This is a genomic window from Actinocatenispora rupis (genome assembly GCF_016861975.1).
GTDB classification, from domain to species: Bacteria; Actinomycetota; Actinomycetes; order Mycobacteriales; family Micromonosporaceae; genus Actinocatenispora; species Actinocatenispora rupis.
Map to the genome: position 1 here is coordinate 1 of NZ_BOMB01000061.1, position 11,974 is coordinate 11,974.

General features: G+C 73.9%; 10 protein-coding genes. 3 read left to right on the top strand and 7 right to left on the bottom strand.

What is annotated here, in order from left to right:
* Positions 1-151 precede the first annotated feature (151 nt).
* The 4 genes from Aru02nite_RS36185 to Aru02nite_RS36200 all read right to left on the bottom strand — a co-directional run bounded on the left by Aru02nite_RS36185 (position 152) and on the right by Aru02nite_RS36200 (position 4,061).
* Entirely contained in the window at positions 152-1,789 is a 1,638-nt protein-coding gene (locus tag Aru02nite_RS36185; RefSeq protein ID WP_203665067.1) for a DUF7927 domain-containing protein, read from the bottom strand.
* 61 nt (positions 1,790-1,850) lie between these two features.
* Complete coding sequence (locus Aru02nite_RS36190; protein ID WP_203665068.1) at positions 1,851-2,219, bottom strand: hypothetical protein; 369 nt, start codon at positions 2,217-2,219, stop codon at positions 1,851-1,853.
* On the bottom strand, positions 2,216-2,695 hold the full coding sequence (locus Aru02nite_RS36195; protein WP_203665069.1) for a cupin domain-containing protein: 480 nt from the start codon (positions 2,693-2,695) through the stop codon (positions 2,216-2,218). Before Aru02nite_RS36195 ends, Aru02nite_RS36190 begins: the two co-directional genes overlap by 4 nt.
* Before the next feature lie 22 nt (positions 2,696-2,717).
* Positions 2,718-4,061 carry a radical SAM protein gene (locus tag Aru02nite_RS36200; protein ID WP_203665070.1) on the bottom strand — a complete coding sequence of 448 codons (1,344 nt, stop codon included), beginning with the start codon at positions 4,059-4,061 and terminating at the stop codon, positions 2,718-2,720.
* A 293-nt stretch (positions 4,062-4,354) separates the two neighbouring features.
* Here Aru02nite_RS36200 and Aru02nite_RS36205 point away from each other — a divergent pair, with 293 nt between their 5' ends.
* Positions 4,355-5,179 (top strand): alpha/beta fold hydrolase, encoded by an 825-nt coding sequence (locus Aru02nite_RS36205; protein ID WP_203665071.1) that lies wholly within the window; start codon positions 4,355-4,357, stop codon positions 5,177-5,179.
* A 6-nt stretch (positions 5,180-5,185) separates the two neighbouring features.
* Here the strand turns inward: Aru02nite_RS36205 and Aru02nite_RS36210 are convergent, their stop codons facing one another.
* The 3 genes from Aru02nite_RS36210 to Aru02nite_RS36220 are packed head-to-tail and all read right to left on the bottom strand — an operon-like array spanning position 5,186 to position 9,434.
* A complete protein-coding gene (locus Aru02nite_RS36210) occupies positions 5,186-5,944 on the bottom strand; it encodes an SDR family NAD(P)-dependent oxidoreductase (RefSeq protein ID WP_203665072.1) in 759 nt (252 codons plus the stop codon).
* Entirely contained in the window at positions 5,944-6,846 is a 903-nt protein-coding gene (locus Aru02nite_RS36215; RefSeq protein WP_239077181.1) for a DMT family transporter, read from the bottom strand. The genes Aru02nite_RS36210 and Aru02nite_RS36215 overlap by 1 nt, the downstream gene beginning before the upstream one ends.
* 2 nt (positions 6,847-6,848) lie before the next feature.
* Positions 6,849-9,434, bottom strand: a complete 2,586-nt coding sequence (locus Aru02nite_RS36220) for a wax ester/triacylglycerol synthase domain-containing protein (RefSeq protein ID WP_203665074.1) — start codon at positions 9,432-9,434, stop codon at positions 6,849-6,851.
* 429 nt (positions 9,435-9,863) lie between these two features.
* Between Aru02nite_RS36220 and Aru02nite_RS36225 the strand changes: the two genes are divergently transcribed.
* Positions 9,864-11,150, top strand: coding sequence for a nicotinate phosphoribosyltransferase (locus Aru02nite_RS36225; protein ID WP_203665075.1), 1,287 nt, complete (start codon positions 9,864-9,866; stop codon positions 11,148-11,150).
* A gap of 66 nt (positions 11,151-11,216) precedes the next feature.
* Positions 11,217-11,804: an isochorismatase family protein gene (locus Aru02nite_RS36230; protein ID WP_203665076.1), complete on the top strand. Its 588-nt coding sequence runs from the start codon at positions 11,217-11,219 to the stop codon at positions 11,802-11,804.
* The last annotated feature ends 170 nt before the right edge of the window (positions 11,805-11,974 follow it).

The following is an 11,974-nucleotide window of genomic DNA, read 5'->3' on the forward strand; positions in this document are numbered from 1 at the left end:
CCTGGAACCTTAGTCGCCCGTACGGCCGCAGGTCAGCAGGGGACACAGCCTCTTAACGCACTCGTCGCGCGAACGCCCCGGCACCGCGCGTGCGGTACCGGGGCGGGCGGGTTGCGGTGCGGGCTCCTCGACGCGTGGCCCCGCGGCGGGATCAGGCGCGGCGGCGCCGGACGAGGACGGTCAGCGCGACGCCGACGCCGACCAGGGCGAGGCCGAGCCCGGCGACCAGGGCGTACCGGGAGCCGGTGGTGGGCAGCGTGCCGCCGCCGGTGCCGCCGCCGCTCGTGCCGCCGCCGGTCGTACGGTGCAGCGCGACGGTGACCGCGCAGCCCGGGTCGGTGGCGCCGGCCGGGCAGGACACGGTCGGGTCGTCGGTGACCACCGCGTTGCGCATCCGCCGGTCGCCGCTCAGCGGATCGTGCACCACCACGCTGTACTTCACGTGGTACGTCGCGCCGACCGGTACGGCGCCGGCCCAGGTGAGTACGCCGCCGGAGGAGGTGACGCGGCCGCCGTCGGCCTCGGCGTCCCCGCGGTACGAGGCGTCGTCGAGGACGTCGGCGAGGTCGTCGGTGTAGCGGACGTCGGGATGCGCGGCGCCGCCCACGTTCCGGATCGTCACCGTGTACGTGACCCTGTCGCCCGGTCCGGCGCGCGTGACGTCGGCGCGCTTCGTGATGTCGATGTCCGGCACCGGTACGGAGAACGCGAGCTGCTGCGCCAGGTACGTGTCGCCGCTGGTGCTGAACGTCAGCGTGGCGCTGGACGAGCCCGGCCTGATGACGTCCCGCGGGATCGTGAACGCCTTCGCGTCGACGCTCATGTTGTTGGGTACGTCCGGGTCGACCGCGCCGTCGGTGCTGCTGTTGAAGAACTTCGTACGGTCGCCGGTGCCCGGCTCGGGGATCAGCGTTCCGTTGATGGCGAACCGGCTGCCCGGCACGTTCCAGTCCCCCTCGTACGCGGTGACGCCGGCGCGCACGTCACCGAGGTCCGCGGCGCGGAATCCGGAGATCCGTACCGTGGTCGGCGTGTCCTTGGAACGCTGCAGCACGTGCCCGGCGTACGCGTACACGGCCCGCTTGACCGGCGCGTACGTGGCGTTCGCCGACGGGTAGCGGTACACCAGCGTGAGCGACCAGCCGCCGACGCAGCCGTACCCCTGGGGCGCCCAGATGTCGCCGACGGCGATGCGGACCGGGCTGCCCGTCGGTACCGACGCGAACGCGCCCGTGACGACCGACTCGGCCGTGTAGTAGTGCGGTCCGCTGTCCGCGGCCGGATCCTCCGAGTACCGGGTGGGCGTGACGGAGGCGGCCGCACCGGTGCCGATGCGCACCCGTACCGGATGGGAGTCGGGGCTGCCGGACGGCACGGTCGCGTCCGGATGGCTGGCGTCGCAACGCTTCAGCGTGCCCCGGCCGAGCCGGTACTGCGCCAGGTCACCGCCCCACAACAGGATCGCGTACGCGACGGTCGCGCCCGGCGGCACGGTCAGCTGCGCCACGCTGGAGTTGACGCCGCCCAGGCCCGGCGCGGCGTTCACGTACTGCATGGCGAAGCTGTTGTTGCCGGCGCTGGTGGTGCGCTGCTGCGCGGCGGCACAGCGGGTGTCGGCCGGCGGGCACCCGAGCACGGCGTTGCCGGCCTGCAGGAAGTCGCCGTAGACGTTCTCGTGGTACTCCTGCTGGAACGGCCGCACCACCGTGGCCTCCGCCGGTGCGCCGAACCCGGCCACCGCTGCCGCCACCACCACGGCCGCTCCGATCAGAGCCAGCCCACGACGCATCGCACTCTCCTCGTCCCCCGTACTGTCCGCGGAGAGTAACGAGCGAGGTGCGTTCAGGTGATCATGGCTGTCGGCCGGCGCGGGCGGCGAACACCAGCCCGCCCACCGCCACCACCGCGCCCGCGGCGGCGAGCCCCACGTGCAGCGCCGGCAACACCGGCCGCAGGTACGGCGGGCCCGTGTGCACCAGGAACGCGACCGCCCAGGCCAGCGCGTACAGGCTGAGGACCGTGACGGCGATGTGGCCGGGCCGGCCGCGCAGCCACGACACGCCCAGCCCACCCGCGAGCAGCGCCGGCGGGGCGACACACAGCTGCACCGCCTCCGGGGTGCGCCACAGCAGCGAACCGAGCGCGCCGCCGGCCGACGCGAGCACCAGCCCGGCCAGCGCCGCCACCGCGCAGCGCCACGCGGCGCCCCGGGCGGTCACTCGGCCCGGTACTGGTCGTGCCGGGCGAACAGCTCGGTCCACTCGTCGTCGGACAGCTGCCGCCCGGTACGGCCGATCTCGTACAACTCCTCGAAGTACTTCTCGCGCGGCGGGGCGGGCGCGAACAGGATCAGCATCCTTGCGGGCGCGCCGCTCGCGTTCCGGAACGCGTGCACCCCGCCCTCCGGCACGTACAGGAAGTCGCCGGGGTGCGCGTCGGTCCAGCGGGCCCCGTCGTACAGCTGGACGGTGCCCTCCATGACGTAGAAGGACTCCGAGAACGTCTTGTGGAAGTGCGGGTCCGGCCCGCCGGGGCCGGCCGCCATGTTCCACTCGAACAGGCCGAACTGCCGGTTCGTCGCCGAGCCCGGCGCCACGAAGCGGGTGTTCGTGCCGGAGGAGAACGTCAGCGACGGCACCTCGACCAGCGGCCGGAACCGCGCGCTGACCTCCCCCACGTCCTTCGAGTACGACATCACACGCCTCCTGGGGCCGCGGTCAGTCCTCGGCGGGCAGGCTGTCCATGAACGAGCTGACCGAGAACACCGCGTTGCCGGCGCCGGGCGGGCCGTACCCGGGCGGGGCGGCGAGCTTGTTGCGCTCCATCGTCTCCCGGTACACGGTCAGCAGCTTGAGGTGGTACTCCAGCGGCGCGCCCTGCGGGTTCGCCCTGCCGAGCGGCGTCGTCGGCTCCGGGCACCAGGTGGTGAACCGCGGCGTGATCCCGCGGGACATGAAGTATTCGAGGCCCTCGGCGGTCGACTCGATCGCGGCGTCCACCTCGGTGAAGCCGTGCGGCGCGGCCATCTCGACGCCGGCCACGAAGTTCGGGATGACGTTGCGGGCACCGAACACGTCGGCGGCGTCGAGGATGCGGCGGTGCCACTCCTCGCGCCCGACGTACCGCTCCTTGCCGGGGCAGTACAGCTCGAACAGGCGCTTGTCCCAGACCTCGTAGTTCGGGTGGTAGATGCGGATGCCGTAGTCGAAGAACCGCTGCACGTCGGCCTTCGGCAGCGCCTGCGCGACGACCTTGCCGATCCACCGGCCGGGGAAACGCTCCTCGATGGCCTTCGCGTACCGCCCGTAGAAGTCGGCCTCCGCCAGCCCCTCCACGGTCTTCGTGACGCTGCCGCCCGTCAACGTGTACGCGGTGGACAGCTTCGCCGTGTCGTACCGGTCGATCAGGGCGAGCGCCTCCAGCACCTCCTCCACCGGCTTGACCCCGGTGTACGGCCGGCCGGCCTTCTTGTGCTGGCGCCAGTTGTGGTTGATGTCGCAGTACTGGCACTCCTCCTTGGCGCCGAAGTACTGGCAGACGCGGAAGACGGTCAGGTAGATCAGGTAGCCCCACTGGATCGTCGGCGCCACCTCCATCACCTGCTTGCCGTTGGCGAGCGGATGCCGGTAGTACTCGGGCATCGGGGGCAGGCCCACGTCGGCGATCGGCTTGCCGTCCATGTGCAGGCGCAGCACGCCGTCCTCGCCCGCCGCCACCCGGTACGGCGAGGTCGGGTTGACGCGCACCGACACGACGGTGCGGCGCAGCGACCACGGGCCGCCGGTCAGCACGATCTCCTCCGGCGGCCGGCGCAGCGCGGCGCTGCCCAGCTCCGGCAGCTCCCGGTGGTCGAACGAGAAGATGAAGTACGACTTCGGCTTGACCTCGCCGTCCTCGTTGTCGGTCAGCGCCGAGTCGTCGAACGCCATCCCGGTGCGGAGCAGGTCCTCCTTGAGGATCGCCTCCGGCGGCAGGTGCCCGAACCGCTCGATCGCGCTCTCGATCAACTCCGTGCGCGTCCCCGACTCGGTGCGTGTCGCCCCGATGCTCAGCTCCGCCATCGCCACCCCTTCCGGACCACTCCGCCGAGGGCCCGGCACCCGGCACGCGACCCTCGCCGCAACGGTACGCCCGGGTGCCACGGCACCGGCCCGCCACCCGAAACCGGGTGACATCGCCCATCCGCCACCGGCGTCGTGAACGGATCCGGACGTACCGCCCGCGGCTCAACCCGGCGTCGGGCCCGAGCGGGTCGCGTCCGGGCCGTACGGCGGCGCGTGTCAGCGTCGGGTGCGCGCCGTGTCAGGGCCGGCGGTCAGGCTCGGGCGTACGAGCCGAGACACGGGAGCGCGCGATGACCGTCCACCACCTGACCCGCCCCGGCGCCACGCTGTACTGCGAGGTGCGGGGCGAGGGGCCGAGCCTGCTGCTGATCACCGGCGGCAACGGCGACAGCGAGGCGTACGGCGCGCTCGTCGCCGAACTGGCCGACCGCTACCGGGTGATCACGTACGACCCGCGGGGCTACTCGCGGAGCCCGCTGGCCGGGCCGCCGGTCGAGCAGGACGTGCCGACCAACGCCGACGACGCCGCCGCCGTACTGACCGCGCTCGCCGAGACGCCCGCGCTGGTGTTCGGGTCCAGTTCCGGCGCGCAGATCGCGCTGGACCTGACCGCCCGGTACCCCGAGCTGGTGCGGATCGTCGTGGCGCACGAGCCGCCGGCCGTCACGCTGCTGCCGGACCACGCCACGCACCACGCGGCCTTCCACCGGGTACGTGACGAGTACGCGGAGCGGGGGGTGGAGCCGGCGTGGGCGCTGTTCGGCGAGGTCACCGGGCTGCGCGAGGGGGACGACGAGCCGCTGCCCGATCCGGCGACCCTGCCACCGCACCTCGCCGGGATGGTCACCCGCACGCTCGCGAACCGCCCGTTCTTCCTCGCGTACGGGATGCTGCCGGCGGTCGCGTTCCGGCCCGACCTCGACGTCCTGGCGACGGTACGGACCGAGATCGTGCCGGCCGGCGGCGTCGAGTCGGGCGACCAGCTACCGGCCCGGCCGGTCCGGGTGCTCGCCGACCGGCTCGGCACCGAGGTCGTCGGCTTCCCCGGCGGGCACGCCGGCTACGCGGAACGGCCCACCGAGTTCGCCCTCCGGCTCACCGACATCCTCGGCTGACACCGGCTACGCGCCGCCGAACCGCCCCGCCAGCCGCCGGTACGTGGTGGGCGCGAGCGCGCGGACCGCGACGGGCAGGCGCAACCAGGCCGGGGCGTACCGCTCGGGGTGGTCGGTGGCGATCGCCCGGACCAGCACGTCGGCGACCCGCGCGGCGGGCAGCGGCCGGGGTGTACGCCGCTGGTAGGGCTCGCCGCGCCGCTCGAAGAACGCGGTACGGACCACGCCCGGTACGAGCACACCCACCCGTACGCCGGTGTCGGCCAGCTCCAGCCGCAGCGACTCGGCGAACGTGTCGACGCCCGCCTTGGTCGCCGCGTACACCGCCTCCCCGGCCACCCCGGTACGCCCCGCGATCGACGACACGAACGCGACGGTGCCCGTACCGCGGGAGACCATGCCCGGCAACAGCATCCGGGTCAGCTCGATCGGCGCCACCAGGTTCGTCGCGACCAGCCGCGCGACCTGCCCGGCGGCCATCGACGTGACGCGGCCCGCGTACCCCTCGCCGGCGTTGTTGACGAGCAGGTCGACGCGACCGGCGGCGTCCAGCGCGGCGGTCGCCAGGTGGCTGACCGCGGCCGGGTCGGACAGGTCCGCGGCCAGCGGCGTACCGCCGGTCATGGTGGCGAGGACGGCGAGCTTGTTCGTGTCGCGGCCGGTGAGGATCACCCGCGCGCCCAGTTCGGCCAGCCGCAACGCCGTCGCCCAGCCGATCCCGGACGACGCACCGGTCACCAGCGCCACCGCGCCTCGGATACGCATCAGTCACCCACCTTCGACTCGTGTACCACCGGGCTGCCCTCCTGCGCGAGGTGCGGCGCCCGGGTGGCCAGGACGGCGATGCCGCCGGCCATCACGGCCAGCGCCACGATCTCGCCGAGCACCGGGCCGACGCCGACCGCGATGGTGCCGTCCAGCCACAGCAGGCCGACGCCGATCGAGATGAGCGGGTCGACCGTGGTGATGATCGCCAGCGCCGGACTGCCCAACCTGCCCTGCTGGAACGTGTTCTGGTTGAGCAGCACGCCGAGCGGGCCGAGCACGCAGATCGCGTACAGCTGCCAGTGGTGGAACAGCTCGGGGAAGCCGTCACCGAACCGGTCGGACAGGCTGCGTACCAGGCCGGCGGTCACGCCGTAGCAGATGCCGGTGGCGAGCGCGAGCGGCAGCGACCGCCACCGCCGGGCCACCGAGTACGAGGCGACGAGGCAGAGCGTGAGCAGGACGGCGAGGCCGATGCCGAGCGGCAGGATCGTCGCCGGGGTGAGGTCCTTGCCGCCCGAGTCGCTGGGCCGCGCCACCGTCAGGAACGACACCAGCCCGGCCAGCGCCAGGCAGGCGCCGAGAATGCGCATCCCGTCCGGGCGCCGACCGGCGAGCGCCGGCGTGAGCAGGACGTAGAACAGCAGGCTGCACACCAGGAGCGGCTGCACCAGCATGACCGGGCCGTACCGCAGGGCCACGACCTGGAGGGCGAAGCCGAGGATCGCCAGTACGATCGACAGCCGCCACAGCTTGTTGCCGAGCAGGTCGGCGAACAGCGACGGGTCGCCGGTCGCGCGCTCCGGCACCTGGTGGTTCGCCCGGTACTGCAGGTTCGACGACAGGCCGAACGACAGCGCCCCCAACACCGCTGCCGGTACGGCGACGAGCAGGCCGGGCATGCTCACCCGGCCCGTCGGGCCGCCGCCGCGTCGGCGAACGCCGTCCGCACCGCGCCGGCGAGCGGACCGGCGTACTCCCGCAGCGACTCGTCGTACAGGACGCAGAGGCCGGTGACCCCGGCGTACCGCATGATGCCGACGCCGAGCGGGACGCCCTCGGCGAGCGCGACCACCGGGTACACCTCGGTCAGGCGGTGCCCGGCCAGCCGCCGCTCCCGCAACGGCCCCGGAATGTACGACGCGATCATGTTGAAGAACTGCGCGTTGTAGACCCGGCGGGACATCCAGCCGTGCACCGGCGCCGGGAACATGCCGAGCGCGCGCATCACGAACGCGGCGGCGTGCGGCTCGCCCTGGTTCATCCGCCGGTGCAGGTCACCGCGGATGGCCTGGATCCGGGCCGTGACGCTCATCGGCCCGACCGGCAGGTCCACCGACACCACCCCGGTACGGTTGCCCGCCGTGCGCCCGCCGTCCGCGGACGCCATCGCCACCGGCAGCATCGTGCGCAGCCGCGTCGGCGTACCGGGGGCGCCGGCGACGCCCGCCCGGTGCAGCGCCTCGGCGACCACCCCGAGCAGCACCTCGCTGCTGCGTACCCGGTGGGCGCGGGCGGCGGCGCGGACGTCCTCGGTCGGCAGCGGAACGGTGACGATGCCGCGCCGGTTCGGCGACAGGTCGCGGTTGAACGGGTGCCGGGGCGCGCCGGCGGACGTGCCCAGCTCCCACATGCCGCGCACCACCCGCCGCGCGTGGAACGCCATGCCGCGCAGGGTGGGCGCCGCGCGCCGGGCACCCGCCCGCCGCCGGTACGCGGGCCGGCCCGGCGTCTCCAGCAGCCGGTCCAGCGTGCCGATCAGCGACAGCCCGTCGCCGATCGCGTGGTGCATCTTGAACGCCAGTGTGCAGCCGTCGCCGGCGCCGTGCACCACCAGCAGCTGCCACGGCGGGCGGCGCAGCGACACCGGCTCCGACCAGAACCGGTCGAGTACGGCGGAGCGCTCCGTCTCGTCGGCGGCGGTCACCTCCACCACGTGGTCCGCCGGCCGTACGGTCGGGTCGACGACCCAGCCGGGCCGCCGCCAGTCCCCCCGCGGTACGAGCCGGCGGCGCAGCGTGGTGAGTACCGGGAGGGCGGCCTGGATCCGGTCGGCGAGCACCGCGGCGGTCAGCGGCTCGGCCCCCGGCTCCGGTTCGGTCGTGATCACCGCGCCGACCTGCTGGGTGATCGTCCGCGTCTGGACGTGCAGGAAGAACGAGTCCGGCGGGCGCAGCGGCCACGCCCGGCGTACCGGGGTGATGCGGGCGGCGGCCCCGGCGGGCGGCGCGACCGGTGGCGTACGCCGGGCCAGGGCGGGCAGGTCGGCGTGCGCGTCATGACCCCGCAGGTACGCGTCGATCACGCCGGCACCCGGCACGTCGCCGCCCGGTACCGGGTGGCCGGGCGCGCCGTCGCGGGCCGCGCCGTCGCTCGACACGGCGTCCGCCGACCGACCGCCGGCCGGAACGCCGTCGCGCGGCGGGACCGTGTCGAACGCGGCGACCGGCGCGGGGCCCCCGGCCAGCGTGGACACCAGCGCCGTCAGCGCCGCCGGCCGGGTACACGTCTCGGCCAGTCCGGACAGCGTCATGAGCGCGGCGTTCGCGGCGCCGTGCGCGGCGATCGGCCGGTACATGACGACGGGCCGCCCGCTGGCCAGCGCCTCCAGGGAGGTCGCGCCGCCGGCGTTCGTGACGACCAGGTCCGCGGCGCGGGTCAGCCCGGCCATGTCCGGCGTCCACCCCAGCGGTACGAGGCGGTCGGCGGGCAGTCCGCGCGCGGCCAGCTCGGCGCGCAGCTTCTCGTTGCGCGCGCAGGCCACCACGACCTGTACGCCGTCGCCGGCGGCGAGCAGCGCGTCGACCGCCTCGGTCACCGCGCCGAACCCGTACGCGCCGCAGGAGACGAGGACGACGAAGCGGTCCGTACTCAGGCCCAGGGTCTTGCGTTCCACCAGCCGATCGCCCGGGTGGAAGCGGCTCTCCACGGTCGGCACGGTCGCGAGCGCGGGGATGCCCGGCTCGGCCAACTCCGCCATCGGCAGCGCCGCCGGATGCATCAGGTACGTCGCGTCCAGGTCGCGGTACAGCCAGAACGGGTGCGGCGCGAAGTCCGACACCCACGCGCCCACCGGTACGGGCAGCATCCGGTTGCGGCGCAGCCACGCCAGCCCGGCCGACCCCAGCGGGTACGTGGACAGGATGAGGTCGGGGTCGAAGCGTTCCACCTCACCGGCGAGCCGGCGCCCGGACCACGCGGCGACGACACCCTTCGACGCCGACGCGAACCACCGGTGCCGCCACAGCGCCGAGTAGAAGTACTCGTAGAGCCAGGGCGTGGTGCGCACGTTCGCCACGTAGACGCGGCGGAACAGCGGGCCGACCCAGCGGCCCATCGTGTCGAGCGTGTCCACCCACCGGACCTCGCTGCCCGGCCAGTGCCGCTCCACGTCCTCTTCCAACGCCCGTCCGGTGGCATGGTGCCCGCCACCCATGTCCGCCGACACCACCAGCACCCGCCGCGGTGTCCCCTCCCCGCTCGGGCCCATCCACCGTCCTCCGGCTGTCGATCTTCCTGCTTCTGTGACCGTACGCCGGATTGCCGCCCGCGGTGCGTGTTTGTTCCGCGCCGCACAGCACCGGTACGGCGACCGTCAACCGATGACCCGGCCGTACGCGGGGCTGGTGGAACATGTCGTGAATTCTTCCCCGCCGTCCGGTACCGCACGGCGACGGCGACGGTCGGTGCACGACGACCGCGGCGGTCGCGGCGCGGGCGACCCGGGTCGTGGCGGACAGCGCCTTCTGCGCGGTACCCGGTCCGCCTCCCGGCGGTCGACGCGAGCTGGCGCCGATCGACACGCTCCGCACCCATTCGTACCCCATTCGGCCGGCGGGCCCCGTTCGGCGCACCGCGGTCACCGTGGTCCGCGGCCCGGATACGCTGACGCCTGCCAGGTCAAGCGATGGGAGACACCATGCCGAGCACGGCGCTGCTGACCGACCAGTACGAGCTGACGATGGTGTCGGCCGCGCTGCGTGACGGGACGGCCGACCGGCCGTGCGTGTTCGAGGTGTTCGGCCGCCGGCTGCCGAACCAGCGGAGGTACGGCGTGGTCGCCGGTACCGGCCGGCTCGTGGACGCGATCCGCGACTTCCGGTTCGAGCCGGACGACATCGCGTTCCTGCGGGACCGCGGCGTCGTGGACGACCTGACCGCCGAGTGGCTTGCGGCGTACCGGTTCACCGGCGACATCGAGGGGTACGCCGAGGGCGAGCTGTACTTCCCCGGTTCGCCGATCCTGACGGTGGTCGCGCCGTTCGCGGTCGGTGTCGTCCTGGAGACGCTGGCGTTGTCGGTGCTCAACCACGACTGCGCGATCGCGACCGCGGCGGCCCGGATGGTCACCGCCGCGCGCGGGCGCCCGATCATCGAGATGGGCTCCCGGCGTACGCACGAGCGGTCCGCGGTCGCGGCGGCGCGCGCGGCGTACCTGGCGGGTTTCGCGTCCACGTCGAACGTCGAGGCCGGCCGCCGGTACGACATCCCCACGGCGGGTACCGCGGCGCACGCGTTCACGCTGCTGCACGACTCGGAGGCGGAGGCGTTCGCCTCGCAGATCGCGACGTCCGGCAAGGACACCACGCTGCTCGTCGACACGTACGACATCACGCAGGGCATCCGTACCGCGATCGAGGTGGCCGGGCCGGAGCTGGGCGCGATCCGGATCGACTCCGGCGACCTGTCCGTGATGGCCGTCCAGGCCCGCGACCTGCTCGACTCGCTCGGCGCCCGGGACACCCGGATCGTCGTCTCCGGCGACCTCGACGAGCACTCCATCGCCTCGCTCGCCGCCGCCCCCGTCGACGCGTACGGTGCCGGCACCGCGGTCGTCACCGGCGCCGGCGCCCCCACCGCGCAACTCGTGTACAAGCTGGTCGAGGTGGACGGGCGGGCCGTGGTGAAGCGGTCCGAGAACAAGCGCACCGTCGGCGGCCGGAAGTACGCGGTGCGCCGGCACAAGCCGACCGGTACGGCCACCGAGGAGGTCGTCGGGTCGCAGTGCCGGCCGCCGGAGGAGCCGCACGACCGGCCGCTGCAGCGCCCGTACCTGGTGGGCGGTGAACCCGCCGCGGACCTGCCGGACCTGCCCGCGAGCCGGCGGCACCTGGCCGGCTGCCTCGTCTCGATCCCGTGGGACGGCCTGAAACTGTCCGCCGGCGACCCCGCCATCCCCGTCACGATGCTGTCTCCCACCAGCTGACGCGGGAGCCGCGCGTCCGGCGGACAATGGGGACGACCCAGCCGTGTCGGGGAAAGGGGCGGACGGGTGTCCACCGCACTGATCGTGGTCGATGTCCAGAACGACTTCTGCGAGGGCGGATCGCTGGCGGTCGCCGGCGGTTCGGCGATCGCGCACCAGTTGACCGGGCTGTTCCGGGCGAACGCGGCGGAGGGCGGGCCGCGCCGCTGGGACCACGTGGTCGCCACCCGGGACCACCACATCGACCCGGGCGACCACTTCAGCCCCAACCCGGACTTCGTCCGCACCTGGCCGGCACACTGCGTCGCCGGTACGGTCGGCGCCGACCTGCACCCGGACCTCGACCAGTCGTACCTGGAGGCGGTGTTCGACAAGGGCGCGCACGCCGCGGCGTACTCGGGGTTCGAGGGACGCGCGCACGGTACGCCGCTGGTCGAGTGGCTGCACCGGCACGCGGTCGACCAGGTCGACGTCGTCGGCATCGCCACCGACCACTGCGTACGGGCGACGGCGCTGGACGCGCGCCGCGAGGGCTTCGCCACCCGGGTACTGCTGGACCTGACCGCCGGGGTCGCCCGCGAGACGGTCGACGCGGCGGTGGGCGAGCTGCGGTCCGCGGGCGTCGAGCTGACCGGTACGCCGGTCGTCGCCTGAGCGCCGGTCGTCGGCTGAGTACCGTCGTCGGTTGAGTAGACGGAAACGGCCCCGCACCCAACCGGGTGCGGGGCCGCGTCGTACGTGCCGCTACTTGCTCTTGTCGGCCCCGGCCGGCGCGGGCGAGGTCGGCGCCGGGAGCTTGCCGTGGTGGTCGACCCCGGCCAGCT